This window comes from Paenibacillus septentrionalis (genome assembly GCF_042659865.1).
GTDB lineage: Bacteria > Bacillota > Bacilli > Paenibacillales > Paenibacillaceae > Pristimantibacillus > Pristimantibacillus septentrionalis.
Genome location: NZ_JBHSTE010000002.1, coordinates 301,625 through 315,833, shown reverse-complemented (window position 1 = coordinate 315,833; position 14,209 = coordinate 301,625). Strand labels below are relative to the sequence as shown.

11 protein-coding genes are annotated in these 14,209 nt (G+C 44.6%); 7 read left to right on the top strand and 4 right to left on the bottom strand.

Going from position 1 to position 14,209, the window contains the following annotated elements:
* Window positions 1–5 precede the first annotated feature (5 nt).
* The 7 genes from ACFP56_RS06350 to ACFP56_RS06320 all read left to right on the top strand — a co-directional run bounded on the left by ACFP56_RS06350 (window position 6) and on the right by ACFP56_RS06320 (window position 10,656).
* Window positions 6–683: a DnaD domain-containing protein gene (locus tag ACFP56_RS06350; protein ID WP_379232390.1), complete on the top strand. Its 678-nt coding sequence runs from the start codon at window positions 6–8 to the stop codon at window positions 681–683.
* A gap of 164 nt (window positions 684–847) precedes the next feature.
* Complete coding sequence (locus ACFP56_RS06345; protein ID WP_379232388.1) at window positions 848–2,407, top strand: response regulator transcription factor; 1,560 nt, start codon at window positions 848–850, stop codon at window positions 2,405–2,407.
* A 13-nt stretch (window positions 2,408–2,420) separates the two neighbouring features.
* The gene (locus ACFP56_RS06340) at window positions 2,421–4,226 is read left to right on the top strand and encodes a cache domain-containing sensor histidine kinase (RefSeq protein ID WP_379232386.1); all 1,806 of its coding nucleotides are present in this window, start codon (window positions 2,421–2,423) and stop codon (window positions 4,224–4,226) included.
* A 181-nt stretch (window positions 4,227–4,407) separates the two neighbouring features.
* Window positions 4,408–5,703: an ABC transporter substrate-binding protein gene (locus tag ACFP56_RS06335; RefSeq protein WP_379232383.1), complete on the top strand. Its 1,296-nt coding sequence runs from the start codon at window positions 4,408–4,410 to the stop codon at window positions 5,701–5,703.
* Window positions 5,704–5,831: 128 nt separating this feature from the next.
* Complete coding sequence (locus tag ACFP56_RS06330) at window positions 5,832–6,704, top strand: carbohydrate ABC transporter permease (protein ID WP_379233280.1); 873 nt, start codon at window positions 5,832–5,834, stop codon at window positions 6,702–6,704.
* Entirely contained in the window at window positions 6,701–7,525 is an 825-nt protein-coding gene (locus ACFP56_RS06325; protein WP_379232381.1) for a carbohydrate ABC transporter permease, read from the top strand. The genes ACFP56_RS06330 and ACFP56_RS06325 overlap by 4 nt, the downstream gene beginning before the upstream one ends.
* Before the next feature lie 98 nt (window positions 7,526–7,623).
* Window positions 7,624–10,656 carry a glycoside hydrolase family 2 TIM barrel-domain containing protein gene (locus tag ACFP56_RS06320; protein ID WP_379232379.1) on the top strand — a complete coding sequence of 1,011 codons (3,033 nt, stop codon included), beginning with the start codon at window positions 7,624–7,626 and terminating at the stop codon, window positions 10,654–10,656.
* A gap of 110 nt (window positions 10,657–10,766) precedes the next feature.
* Here ACFP56_RS06320 and mtnB read toward each other — a convergent pair whose 3' ends face one another.
* From mtnB to proC, 4 genes are read right to left on the bottom strand one after another with little or no spacing between them, the layout of a single operon-like run.
* Window positions 10,767–11,426 (bottom strand): methylthioribulose 1-phosphate dehydratase, encoded by a 660-nt coding sequence (mtnB, locus tag ACFP56_RS06315; protein WP_379232377.1) that lies wholly within the window; start codon window positions 11,424–11,426, stop codon window positions 10,767–10,769.
* Window positions 11,427–11,434: 8 nt separating this feature from the next.
* Window positions 11,435–12,097 (bottom strand): 2-hydroxy-3-keto-5-methylthiopentenyl-1-phosphate phosphatase, encoded by a 663-nt coding sequence (locus ACFP56_RS06310; protein ID WP_379233278.1) that lies wholly within the window; start codon window positions 12,095–12,097, stop codon window positions 11,435–11,437.
* Window positions 12,091–13,320 carry a 2,3-diketo-5-methylthiopentyl-1-phosphate enolase gene (locus ACFP56_RS06305; protein ID WP_379232374.1) on the bottom strand — a complete coding sequence of 410 codons (1,230 nt, stop codon included), beginning with the start codon at window positions 13,318–13,320 and terminating at the stop codon, window positions 12,091–12,093. Before ACFP56_RS06305 ends, ACFP56_RS06310 begins: the two co-directional genes overlap by 7 nt.
* Window position 13,321: 1 nt before the next feature.
* The gene (gene proC / locus ACFP56_RS06300) at window positions 13,322–14,188 is read right to left on the bottom strand and encodes a pyrroline-5-carboxylate reductase (protein WP_379232371.1); all 867 of its coding nucleotides are present in this window, start codon (window positions 14,186–14,188) and stop codon (window positions 13,322–13,324) included.
* Between the last annotated feature and the right edge of the window lie 21 nt (window positions 14,189–14,209).

The following is a 14,209-nucleotide window of genomic DNA, read 5'->3' as shown; positions in this document are numbered from 1 at the left end:
GACGGTTGAGTGATCATATATGGAAGGCGTATGCACACGGCATGAACGTCATGCTAAGCGAAGGCGGAATCTTCGTGAATGCCTTGCTGCTCAAAAGCTACCGAGCACTTGGGATGTCACATGCTGAAGCAATGCTAATGCTGCATATCATGCAATCCTCTATGGTAGATCAGCATCCTTTCCCAACTCCTGAACAGCTTTCGGTTGTGATGGGTGCTTCAATTGATGAGGTAACAGACCTGCTTCAAAAGCTGATGAATGACGGTTTTTTAAGCATCGAGCAGGAAACGCTGCATGATGTCATTGTCGAGCGCTATACTTGGTCGGGTTGGTATATGAAAGCAAGCAATTGGCATGCTCAAATGCTGCGGCAGACGAAAAAGGATGAGCGCCAGAAGCTTCAAACGATCAAGCAAAAGGATGATATCAGCAAGCTGTTTCATATGTTCGAGCAGGAGTTTGGTCGACCGCTGTCGCCTATGGAATATGAAACAATCAACGGCTGGATCGATCATGATGCTTACTCAGAGGAACTGATTACATTAGCGTTAAAGGAAGCAGTATTCGCTGGAAAACTAAGCTTTCGCTATATTGATCGGATCTTGATTGACTGGGCGAGACATCGTGTTAGCAATGCAGAAGAGCTGAAGCATTACCGCAATCAATATTATAATAAATCATAAAGAAAACCTTTGGGCTTTGCGTTTATCATGCGCTAACGCTCAAAGGTTTTTTTATATGAAGAGCAGAGCTTACTGTGGATTGGAAAACGATAGACTTAACAATATTGCATGAGTTGATGTAAAATGAAACAATTAGTTGGCAACATAGAAGGAGGGAGAGTGCAATGATGGAATCTGTTTGTCGTGTATTGATCGTTGATGATGAAGTGCTTGTTCGTCAAGGAATCAAGCATCTGCTTCATTGGGAGCAGGCTGGATTTACCATCGTTGGAGAAGCCTCAAACGGCCAGGAGGCTATCGTGATGATTGACAGACTTCAGCCACATATTGTCATTACCGATATTGTAATGCCCTTGCTTAACGGTGTAGAGCTAACCAGCTTGATTAAAGAACGATACCCGACAATCGAGGTTATCGTATTAAGCAGCTTTAGTGAGTTTCATTATGTACGCGATACGTTTCAAAAGGGCGTTGCAGATTATATCTTAAAGCCAAAGCTGGAAGCGGAGCAGCTGCTCGGCATTTTAAGACGTACCGTTCATAAAATCCCAACCTTGAAAGCGATTACCGATCAGCCAGAGCAACAGCCCAAGACATCATTGCTGCTTGATCGACTCATGTCTGGCTACGAATCGGATACCGATGAAGAGCAGGAGCTTGAGTTGTTTCAATATCCAAGCTTTCGCTTGTTTGGTGCTGACTTAAAGCATGTTAAACATGCAGTTGTTTCACAAGAGGAGCTGCTTCATCGAATAAAAGAGCTGCTGGAGCCATTTCAGAAAAAGCTTGATATGTACAGTCTGCCTACAGATTCGAAAACAGCGGTTATGCTGCTTAATAGCAGGGATTCGAATTGGGAAAGCTTGATGCCAGCTTTGCGGGCATTATCCAATTCTACTCGCATGAAGGAACTAAGCATTGGCTGGATACTGACTGATACATTTACCGACATCAAGCAGCTGGCGGTTCAGTTTCAGCAAAGATTCTTGAAGCTGGCAGCTTACCGCTACTTCTTGACTGATAATTGGTTTATCGTCCGTCATGAGCTTCCAAGGCTTCGTGAGGCAGAGCCTGATTTCGATATGAACGAATTTATGGAACAGCTGCAGCGTCGCAAGTTTGAGCAAGCGATTGGGCAGCTGAAGCGATATATGGAGGCTGCTTCAACCTATTATACGCTCGACGTTTTTTCGTTTAAGTCGCAGCTAGGCAATATTCTATTCAATATGATTATTGTACTTGGCAAGCTGGATATCGATATGAAGCAGCTGGCGGCGAACAAGTTTCAATATCTTCGCGTAATCAATGAATCACTTCATGTTCATGAAGCAATGGAAGCGTTGACCTCTTTTATCCAAGAAGTTGAATCAGCTATTGCTTCGAGCAGGCAAGCCGTACGGAATCCGAATATGGCAATGATTTTAGACTATATCCAGTCGCATTACATGGAGCCCATTAGTCTTGGCGATGTCGCAAGTCACTTTCATTTCAACCCGACGTATTTGTCGAGCTTTTTCTCCACTCATAATCAGGAAGGCTTCAGTGAATATTTGAATCGCGTTCGAATCGAGAAGGCGACTGAGCTGTTGGCAACGACAGATATGGCGATTTCAGACATTAGCCTTCAGGTGGGCTATTCGGATCATAGCTACTTTACGAAGGTGTTCAAAAAGCTGAAGGGGACTTCCCCAAGTCAATATCGAAAAAGCAGCTTAATCACATAAAGGGGCGCTTAAGATGAAACTGCGGCGTTTGGCGGACAAGCTAAAATATCATGATTTATTTATTAAAATGTTCTCGATTACCTTGATTAGCATCGTTACGGTTGCTCTCTTGACGTGGATCGTCATGATCCGTATGTCAGAACAGGTATTTATGGACACCTTTAGCATTACGAATAGTAAAATTTTGACGCAAATTCAAACGAGTATGGAAAACTTGAATTATGCGGTGGCGATGACTGCGAGCAATGCGAATACAAACGGTGAAATTAAACGCTTTTTAACCTATGGTCAGTCAACAACGATAGAAGAATTAAACACGCATTATAAGGTTGCACAGGAAATGAAGCGCATACAGTCAACCGTTGCCTCCTATCCGATCGCGATGATTATAACAGGGCTGAATGGCAATCGACATGCAACGGATACAACGATATGGCCGCCAACCTATACAGGACTAGACACGCACCCCATTACCAAGCAAACCTTACTTGAGCCGCGAAGGCTTCACTATCAGCTTGACCATCACACGCTCGACCAGCACGCCAACCAAGAGGCTGTTGTTGTTGCATCAAAAGCATTGATTGAACAAGTGAGCGGTGAGCCCTACGGCGTCCTGTATTTTGCGATGAAGGAGTCCGAATTCAAAAAGAACTATAACGGATTTACAAGCAAAGGAAACGATCTGCTGCTTATTGATGGCAGCAGCGGTGAGGTTGTCTCTTCGAATTTGACGGAAATGCTTGGCAAGGTTGAACCCGAGCTGCTTCATCATGCGATAGCTCTAAATGAGCCGAGCGAGACTAGTGCCTATTTCAATATTGAGTGGCAAAATCGCCCGCATGTGATCATATCCACTTATATGCCCAATTATGATTTGTATCTCGTTAATTTGATCGATAAGCGGGCCGTATTGTCTCAGATGCTTAACTTCAAAACTGTAGCGTTAATCTGTATCGCGATAGTGTTTTTGTCATTAGTGATCGTATTTATTACATCGAGGCGAATCACGCGTTCCTTAACCTTACTTGCAAGACAAATGTCCCGCGTTACGAATCGTAACTTTGGCAACTACATTACGGTTAAAGGGAGCAATGAAATTGTTGAGGTAGGAAAAGCATACAATCTGATGCTTGATGAGCTGAATGAATACATTATGGAGCTGCTAAAGACTCAGAAGGAGCAGCGCAACGCGGAGCTATCTGCTCTGCAAATGCAAATCAATCCTCACTTTTTGTACAACACGCTGGCCTCTATAAAAATATTGGTGCAGCAAGGGAATAAGGAGAAGGCAACCGCAACGATTCACGCGTTAATTGAGCTGTTGCAAAATACGATCAGTAATGCTAGTGAAACGATTACGGTTGAACAAGAGCTTGCTAATTTGAAAAACTATGTGTTTATCAATCACGTGCGCTATGGAGAGAGCATCTACGTCAGTTATTTTATTGATGAGCAATGCTACTCCTTGCAGCTGCCAAAGCTTATTATTCAACCATTTATAGAAAATGCTTTTTTCCATGCCTTCCAGGGACGATCCGAAGGGTATATCTATGTGATGATTTCAAAAAGTGGCAGCAATCTTGTGTGTGAGATTGTAGATAATGGTGTCGGCTTCGAGTTAGAGCATATCAAGCAGCGAGGTCAAGCAAAAGCCTCCTCGCATTTCTTCTCAGGCATTGGCATCCGTAATGTAAATGATCGCTTGGAGCTGCTGTATGGTGAAGGCTATGGCGTCAATATTACGAGTAAACGAGGAGAAGGCACACGAATCGTCATCACGATACCGATTGCAGCTGCCAAAGAAAATACAAAATTATAAATAAAGTTATAGAATACGCTTCAGATCGAGTTCCGCCTTATTCAGGAACGATAGAAAAGACAAAAGTAGAAAAAGATATTTCTAACGTGCCTCAATTTACCATTGCTATAATGAAGTTGTTAGCCGGCAAACGCTTTCATTTCTTTTCAAATGGTATAGAAATCAAAAGGGGCTGAATGTAATGAAGAAATTACTAACGGTTTTGCTAGCAAGCTTTATGCTTTTAACGGCATGTTCGGGGAATAACACCAACTCCAATAGTGAGGGTGGCTCAAGTTCCAACGGTAAACAAGAAATAACAGTTTGGGCTTGGGACAAAGCGTTCAATATTGCAGCAATGGAAAAGGCTAAGGCCGTTTACGCTGAGAAAAATGCTGAGGTTAACATCAACATTGTAGAAAATGCACAGGACGACATTATCCAAAAGCTGAATGCTGGTTTGAATTCCGGAACAACGAAATCACTTCCTAACATTGTGCTGATCGAGGATTATCGTGCGCAAAGCTTCCTGCAGGCTTATCCGGATTCATTCTTCGCACTGAATGATTTTATTAATCCATCTGATTTTGCTGACTACAAAATCGGGCCTACAAGCTTTGATGGCAAGCAGTATGGTGTGCCATTCGATTCAGGCGTAGCTGGTTTATATGTTCGTACGGACTATTTGCAGGAGGCAGGTTATTCGGTTGACGATCTGCAAAATATTACGTGGGACCAATATATTGAGATCGGGAAAGCGGTGAAGGAAGCAACTGGCAAGGATATGCTGACTCAAGACCCTAATGATCTTGGTTTGATTCGTATGATGATTCAATCAGCTGGCATGTGGTACTTGCAGGAGGATGGCAAAACGCCACATCTTGCGGACAATTCTGCACTTGCCGAAGCGTTTAATACGTACAAAAGCATTATGGATGCGGGCATCGTAAAAGTGATTTCAGATTGGAGCCAATTCGTAGGCGCTTTTAATAGTGGCGATGTCGCTTCTATTCCTACAGGAAACTGGATTACGGCTTCTGTAAAAGCTGAGGCTGATCAATCTGGAAAATGGGCGATTGTTCCATTCCCGACACTTGGTAACCAAGCGAATTCTGTTCATGCATCGAACCTAGGCGGGAGCTCTTGGTATGTGATGAACGTTGATGGAAAGGAAGCAGCAGCAGATTTCTTGAAACAAACCTTTGCTTCTGACGTCGACTTCTATCAAACGCTCGTAAAAGATATTGGTGCAATTGGTACCTTGAAGGCTGCAGCTGAAGGGGACGCCTATGCAGCAGCAGATGAGTTTTTCGGAGGTCAAACCGCAATCGCAGATCTAGCTTCCTGGACAGAGCAAATTCCTAATGTCAATTATGGTATGCACACTTACGCAATTGAAGATATTTTGGTAGTCGAGATGCAGAACTTTATGAACGGTGCACCGCTGCAGGACGTTCTAAGCAATGCACAGACTCAAGCTGAAACTCAAATTCGCTAGTTGCATATCGTTGGCAATGCGCCATCAAAACGAGCTCCATCTGTATATTTTGGCCGCACGCCAAGGTGGAGCTCTTAGTTTTGAGACCGTAGAAAGGAGCATGTGTCGTGGGAACAGCTAAGAAGAGCATGAGCATACAATCGAGGACGAGTGCAATAGGCTGGTTGTTTGTCAGCCTCGCGATTATAATGATCACCGTGTTTTATTTCTATCCGATGGTTCAAGCATTGCTGCTATCCTTTAAGTCAGGTACAGGGATGAATCTCGAATTTATTGGGATTGATAACTATAAGCGGTTATTCTCAGACAGCACCTTTAAAACGGCGCTCACGAATACGTTTATTTATCTCATCATTCAAGTCCCGGCAATGATCATTCTTGCGTTGTTTATATCTGTACTTCTGAATAACAGCGAGCTAAAGTTTAAAGGATTTTTCCGTACAGCTATTTTTTTACCTGCTGTCACTTCGCTCGTTGCGTATTCTGTCATCTTCAAATACCTGTTTGCAACAGATGGTCTAATCAATAAATTGTTATTGAGCGTCCAGTTGATTCAGACGCCAATCGAATGGATCACGGATCCCTTTTGGGCTAAGGTCACGATTATTATCGCGATTACATGGCGCTGGACTGGCTATAATATGATCTTTTATTTATCCTCCTTGCAAAATATCGACCCTTCCATATATGAGGCTGCAAGAATTGATGGCGCATCGTCCGTACGACAGTTTTTCGGCATTACGATACCATTGCTGAAGCCGATTATATTATTTACGTCAATAACATCGACAATTGGGACGCTTCAATTATTTGATGAGGTTGTTAACATCACGAAGGGCGGACCAGGTAATGCAACCATGTCGATTTCGCACTATATTTATAATTTGTCATTCAAATATACGTCTGATTTTGGTTATGCTGCTACCGTTTCGTATTCTATCGTAGTCATCATCATTATTCTCGCATTTTTGCAGTTCAAGTTGGCAGGTGATAAAAAATGAGCAAGCTGAAAAAATCCGCCATGTACACGTTTTTAGGGATCGCTGCCTTTATTTCAATCTTTCCGTTTCTATGGATGCTGACAAGCGCAACCAATACGTCAGCTGATGTAACGAAGGGACGCTTACTGCCAGGATCCTATGTGATTGATAATCTTACAAATTTGTTTGCCAGCGTCGATATTGGCACAGCGCTGATGAACTCTGCAAAGGTGTCCGTTACGACTACATTGCTTTCTTTATTCATTGCATCACTTGCTGGCTATGGCTTTGAAATATTTCGGAGCAAAGCAAAGGATATCGTATTTTCTATCCTGCTGCTATCGATGATGATCCCATTTGCCGCGATCATGATTCCGTTGTTTCAAATGTTCGCCAAGCTGAGCTCGACAGCGCCAGCAATTGGTATTGATACGCTGGCTGGTGTAATTCTCCCTACAGTCGTAACGGCTTTTCTTATTTTTTTCTTTCGCCAGAGCACCAAGATGTTCCCGAAGGATTTGCTGGAGGCAGGACGTATAGATGGATTAAGTGAGCTGGGATTGTTCATACGAGTCTATATGCCGACTATGAAAACAACCTATGCCGCCGCTGGTATTATTACGTTCATGTCCAGCTGGAACAACTATTTATGGCCGCTCATTGTGCTGCAATCACCTGAGAATCAAACCGTTCCAATGCTAATTTCAACACTTGGCTCGAGCTATTCACCAGATTATGGCATCATTATGATGGCAATCGTAATCTCTACTATTCCAACTGCACTCGTGTTCTTCTTTATGCAAAAGCACTTTGTAGCTGGAATGACAGGCTCTGTAAAATAAAAAATAAAGCCATTGCATTGAACGTTATGGACAATGCATGGCTTTTGTAGTATGTATGTATAGAGCACTTTATTATATGCTTATATGGAGGTCTAACGATGACAATCTCAAAACCATCATTGGATTGGCTAACTGATCCAGCAGTATTTGCAGTAAATCGTGTGGAAGCGCATTCTGATCACCGCTATTATGAAACTGTAGCTGAAGCAGAGGCTAGAGGGGATATGCAGCTTCGTTATTCGCTTAACGGTGCGTGGAAGTTCGCATACAGCAGCAAGCCGGCGGGGCGTCCTGCTGACTTTTATGAAATGGGTTTCAGTACGGAAAGCTGGAATTTTATTGAGGTTCCAGGGCATATTCAATTGCAGGGCTATGGCAAGCCGCAATATGTGAATACGATGTATCCATGGGATGGGATTCATGAACTAAGACCGCCACAGGTCAATATGGAGGACAATGCTGTCGGCAGCTATGTAAAAACCTTTACGGTTCCACAGCAGATGAAAAATCGTCCGTTGTATATTTCATTTCAAGGTGTAGAATCTGCCTTTTATGTATGGCTGAATGGGCAATTCGTAGGCTATAGCGAGGACAGCTTTACTCCTGCAGAATTTGATCTGACGCCGTATGTTCAGGAGGGCGAAAATAAGCTTGCCGTTGAAGTATATCAGCGCAGTACAGGCGCATGGCTTGAGGATCAGGATTTCTGGCGTTTTTCAGGTATTTTCCGTGATGTGTATCTATACACGGTTCCAGAGATTCATGTTCAGGACATGTTTGTACATGCAGGTCTCGACGACAGCTATCGTAATGGAACGCTGTCGATTGATCTTAAGCTGCAAGGTGCGACTGCTGAAGTGGATGTTGAGCTTATTCTCAAATCATCATCAGGAGCTATTGTGGCATCAAGCAAGCAGACTGTGGAGCAGCAAGCAACGATTGCTATCGATCCAGGCGAAGTACAGCCATGGAGCGCAGAGGAGCCGAATTTATACAGCTTATATCTCGTGCTTCGCAATCGTAAAGGTGAGATCATAGAGGTCGTTCATGAGAAAATCGGCTTCCGCCGCTTTGAAATGATGAACAATATAATGCATATTAACGGCAAGCGTATTATTTTCAAAGGTGTCAACCGTCATGAATTCAACCCTCGTCGCGGTCGTGCCATTACGAAGGAAGATATGCTGTGGGACATTAAAACGATTAAACAGAACAATTTGAATGCAGTTCGAACCTCACATTACCCGAACCAGTCGCTTTGGTATGAGCTATGTGATGAGTATGGCATCTATCTCATTGATGAAATGAATCTGGAAACGCATGGATCGTGGCAAAAAATGGGCAAGGTAGACCCATCGTGGAACATTCCGCATCATAATAAGGAATGGGAACCGATTGTGTTGGATCGCGCAGTGTCGATGCTCGAGCGTGACAAAAATCATCCTTCGATTCTGATCTGGTCACTTGGCAATGAGTCGTATGTAGGAGAGGTGCTGCTCAATGTGGCAAACTATTTCCGTGCAAAGGACAGCTCAAGACTTGTCCACTATGAAGGTGTTGTGTATGACCGCCGCTTCTCAGATTGTACGGACATGGAATCCCGCATGTATGCCAAGCCAGCAGATATTGAAGCGTATTTAAGCAATTCGCCAAGCAAGCCGTATATTAGCTGTGAATACATCCATGCTATGGGCAACTCGTTAGGAGGTATGCACAAGTATATTGAGCTAGAGGACAAGTACCCGATGTACCAAGGCGGATTTATATGGGACTATATTGATCAAATGCTTGTGAAAAAGGATCGCTACGGTCAAGAGTTTCTTGCTTATGGCGGTGACTTTGACGACCGTTCCAACGACAGCAACTTCTGCGGCAATGGTATAGTGTATGCAGATCGCAAGGTTACTCCAAAAATGCAGGAAGTCAAGTTCCTGTATCAAAATGTAAAGCTGAGCGTAACACGCAATGCTGTGCTTGTTCGCAATGATAATCTATTTATAGATACGCGTCATAATAAGCTTGTTCTGAGCCTGATGAAGGATGGACAGCAAATCGAGACGTTAGTGATTCATACGCTGGAGGTGGCTGCCGGAGAAGAACGCGAGTATAAGCTCGCTTGGCAAAACGATATGACTGCTGGAGGAGAATATGTCATTACTGCATCGCTGCAGCTTCGTGAGGCGATGTTATGGGCAGAAGCTAATCATGAGCTCGCATTTGGACAGCATATCTTCGTAATCGAACAGGCTGCGGCTCAGAAAGTGAAGCGTACATTCCGTGTTGCTGAAGGTGATGTGAACGTAGGGGTACATGGCAGTGATTTTAGTATCATGTTCAGCAAGCAGGCTGGAACATTGCTGTCTCTCAATTACGAAGGACGTGAAATGATCGCTCAGCCGCCACATGTCTTGTTCTGGAGAGCGATGACGGACAATGACAAGGGTTATGCCCAAGGTTATGAGCGTGCGCTATGGTATGCAGCAAGCCTGTCTCGAAAATGTAAAAAGTTTGAGCTTGAGCAGGATGAATACAGCGTCACAATTATGTATACGTATCAGTTCAGCATCAGCAGCGAGCTGGAGGTCAAGGTTGCCTATACAGTAACAGAGGGCGGCGTAATTGCTGTTAAAGCTGACTATTCGGGAGCAGAAGGGCTGCCTACATTGCCGATTTTCGCATTATCATTTAAGGTTCCTGCTGATTATGATGCGCTGGATTGGTATGCGATGGGGCCAGAGGACAACTATGCGGATCGTGTGCATGGTGCGCGTCTGACTACATTCCAGAATCGTGCGAAGGACACCTTGGCCAATTACGTAGTGCCGCAGGAATCAGGCAACTATATGGGAGTACGCAGAGTGGCGATAACGAATGAGCTACAGCAGGGCATTGTCGTATCCTCTTCGCCTAAGTCGCCTGTAGAGTGCCGCATTTCGCCATATACAGCCTTCGAGCTGGAAAACGCCCAGCATCATTATGAGCTGCCGAATGTACACTATACGGTCGTCACTGTTGCTGGCAAGCAAATGGGAGTCGGTGGTGATGACAGCTGGGGAGCGCCAGTTCATCCTGAATATCACATCGCTAGCGATCAGCCGCTAAGCTTTGAATTCACGATTTCACGAGCATAACAAAAGCTCTGACCGCTACTAATCGGCATAACGCAGATTATGAAGCGGTCAGAGCTTTTTAACATTCTAATTGCAAACTATCAAACAAGATGATTCAACGTTAGTGAATGCTACACAGAAGGCAGCCCTTTTTTCAGCAATTCAAGGCGATATACATACTCAAAAATGAATTCGAATGATTCAAGATGGCGCTTTGCCTCGAATGCGTCCTTGCCCCATGCATATACGCCATGCTTGCGCAGTACAATGCCAGGCACTATAGGGTTAAGAGCCTCGGTAATTTCAGGTATGATGGACGGAATATGGGCAAAGTTATTGACGATTGGAATCTCTAATTGATATTCCTCTTCCCAAATATTCAAGCCTTTAATCAGCTCAACACCATCAACTGGGATGGAACGACGATTCCAAAAGTATTCAGAGATTACGTTGCTAAAGACAGAATGGATATGGAAAATCGCACCTGCTCCAGTCATGCGGTATATTTCGCAATGCACAAGCGTCTCCGCAGATGGACGTTGATTCGTCGCTTCAACGGGTTGTGCGTTTTGATCAACGAATAGAAAATCTTCCGGCGTATTTTTATACTTATCCTTGCCGCTTGCTGTAATACCGAAATAAAATTGCTCTGGTGAGTAGTCGCCTACACGAATCGATAGATTGCCGGCTGTACCTGGGAACCAGTTGCGCGCTGCAAACGCATCCTTTACCTCACGAAGCTTTATTAGCACTTCCTGCTTGTCCTGCAGAGGAATCTGATCAAAACTCATATCGAAATCTATCCTTTCTTTTTCATAGCGTCAATGATGTCGTAGAAGGTGGAGAATTCAGTGTGGGCGATACCAAGCTCACGACATTTCTCTGTCAGATGGGAGCGGGAAAATACTTGATCAGCAAGCTTCGCACCTTCAAAATCTGTCACACTGTCGCCAATAATAATACGTTCATATTGCTCAGGGTCGAATTGACGCATTACGGTTGGCTTGCACATGCCACAATCGTTGTCGCAGTGCTCATCGCATGGATAAGGCCACAAAATTTCAATTCTTTCCTTCGTAAAGTCACTTTTATTACAATAAATATGATCCTCTGGAATATCGTATCTAGCTAATATTGGATAAACAAAAAAATCTATGCCGCCACTCGTTACATAGAATTCGATCTGCTGCTCTTTGCAGAAGGCAACGAATTCAGCAAAGCCATCGCGAATTTGCGCATTGGATATGCCAAATTCAACGACTTCCTTTTTCATGGAAGTAGGGAGGAGACGAAACAATGATCCTACGCCTTCCTTGATGGAGATTTCAGTCGATATCGTTTTTTGAACGAGCTCTTCCCAGCCCTCGGGCTTGAAATGCTTAATAATCGCTACGATGTTGTCGTTTACAGTAATCGTTCCGTCAAAATCACAGAATACGATTTTTCTTTTTGCTGTCATGATTGCTTAATCCCCCATGCTTGAATTGCACTTGCGAGCTCAGCGTGATTAGGCTGCTTGGCTGCTTCTTCCAGTGAGACTCCTGCAAGGCAGGCTTGAATCGCTTGATGAAAGGCGCGGCCTCCAGCAGCTGTTCCCATCGGATGTCCGTGAATACCTCCGCCGGCATTGACAACAACGTCTTGACCAAAATCCTTCATAATAAGCGGCACAATTCCAGGATGGATGCCAGCAGATGGAACAGGCATGCTCGCTTTCACATGGTGAAGCGGCATTTTTAACGCTGCATCAATCGCCAAATTCTCCTCTTTTGGCATAACTACTGAGCCGTAAGGAGAAGGGAACAGCACCAGATCGGCACCAGCAAGACGGTTAAGCTTGCCCAGCAAAACTGCAGGGCTCATGCCATAATGCGGTGAAGGATACATGGCACCAGCAAGCGCAGGGTGTGAAGCGATCGGGATATTGATATTAGGATCACTGCTTAGCTCATGCAGTACATCGAAGCCGTATGCTAGCGTATTGAACAGCAGCGCATTTGCTCCAGCAGCGATCGCTTTTTTTGCTTGCTGTGCCAGCTGGCTTGTCGGCCCAGTCAAGTTTACCGCATAGAGCAGCTTTTGCCCAGTTATTTCCTGAGCTTTGCGTGCTGCTTCCATACAGACTGCAACGCGCTTTTCAATTGGCGTCAAAGGATTTTCGAACAGAATCTCGTCGTCTTTTATAAGGTCAACGCCGCCAAGCGCCTGCTGATAAAATTGCTCCTGCAAACCAGCGAGATCATAGCCAACGACTGATTTGAAGATGCTCATTAGCAACGGGCGGTCATGAACACCAACTAGGTCTCTAACCCCCTGCAAGCCGAATTTCGGTCCAGGAAAAGCGGATGCGAAGTCCTCGCTTACATCAAGATCAATTAGCTTAATGCGGCCGTCCATGGACAGCTTGCCGAAAATGGTGACGAGCAGAGCAGGAATATCGCGGCTGAAGTTAATATCGGGATAACCAATCACAATATCCGCATAGCGCTGACCAGCACCAGCTTGCTCCGGCTCATGCACCGTTACAGACAAGACTTTGCCCAGATGCTTTTCCATTGAGGCCTTTTGGGCTTCGGGAAGCTCTGTCCAGCTGCCGACTGTTAAGCCTACGGCAATTGATAATGCTTTTTTATCAAAATCTGCTTTGTCATCGAATGAACGATAAGTAGCGATACACATACTCATGTTAAATATCCTCCTCGATCGAGCGTCCAATTTCAGCAGCGCGTTCTGCACAGCGTTCAATTCCAGCTAGCAGTGCGCCTTCTAATCCATGCGCTGACATCGTTTCGATCGCAGCCTGCGTAGTTCCATTCGGCGAGGAAACCTTGCGGCGAAGTGCAGCAGGCTGTTCCTTTGTCTGTTGCACCATCGTGGCAGCGCCTAAAACCGTTTGAGTCACGAGCTGTTCGGCCTGCTCAGAAGTAAAGCCTGCTTTTTGCGCGCCTTTCATCATAATTTCCATCATGTAATAGATGTAAGCAGGTCCGCTGCCTGTAATGCTAGTAATTGCATCCTGCATCGATTCTTCGATTACGACATAGATGCCAGTAGAATCAAACATCATCTCGGTCATGAAGCGCTGCTGCTCGGTAACAGAATCGGAATAGCTGATACCAGTTACACCTAAGCCGATTGTGCTTGATGTGTTCGGCATTGTGCGCACAATCGCCATATCGCTGCCTAGCAATTTTTGAATGCCGACTATGCTTAGCCCGGCAATAACGGAAATAATGAGCTGAGAAGGGCGCAGAAGCGGCTTAAGTTCGCGCAACGCGGAAACCGCATCCTTAGGCTTCATCGCAAGAAAAATGATATCGGCTTCCTGCAAATATTGTTCATTTGTTTTACCCTGCATGGCAGTTTGAACGCCGTATAGCAAGTGAAGCTCCTGCTGTCGTTCTTTATTGGATCGGTTAATCATAGAAATTTGCTTGCTTGGCACAAGCTCCTGACTCAAAATTCCTCTTGCAATTGCTTCAGCCATAGAGCCAGCTCCGTAGAAGCAAATACGTTGACTAGCTATGCTGCTGGAATCATTATGAAAGCTCATATCTTGTTCCTCCTAACACTC

Bases quoted from the DNA above. Each gene is read 5' to 3' on its own strand.
- ACFP56_RS06345 (WP_379232388.1), top strand. From the start codon at position 848: ATGATGGAATCTGTTTGTCGTGTATTGATCGTTGATGATGAAGTGCTT.
- ACFP56_RS06340 (WP_379232386.1), top strand. From the start codon at position 2,421: ATGAAACTGCGGCGTTTGGCGGACAAGCTAAAATATCATGATTTATTT.
- ACFP56_RS06335 (WP_379232383.1), top strand. From the start codon at position 4,408: ATGAAGAAATTACTAACGGTTTTGCTAGCAAGCTTTATGCTTTTAACG.
- ACFP56_RS06330 (WP_379233280.1), top strand. From the start codon at position 5,832: ATGAGCATACAATCGAGGACGAGTGCAATAGGCTGGTTGTTTGTCAGC.
- ACFP56_RS06325 (WP_379232381.1), top strand. From the start codon at position 6,701: ATGAGCAAGCTGAAAAAATCCGCCATGTACACGTTTTTAGGGATCGCT.
- ACFP56_RS06320 (WP_379232379.1), top strand. From the start codon at position 7,624: ATGACAATCTCAAAACCATCATTGGATTGGCTAACTGATCCAGCAGTA.
- mtnB (WP_379232377.1), bottom strand. From the start codon at position 11,426: ATGAGTTTTGATCAGATTCCTCTGCAGGACAAGCAGGAAGTGCTAATA.
- ACFP56_RS06305 (WP_379232374.1), bottom strand. From the start codon at position 13,320: ATGAGTATGTGTATCGCTACTTATCGTTCATTCGATGACAAAGCAGAT.
- proC (WP_379232371.1), bottom strand. From the start codon at position 14,188: ATGAGCTTTCATAATGATTCCAGCAGCATAGCTAGTCAACGTATTTGC.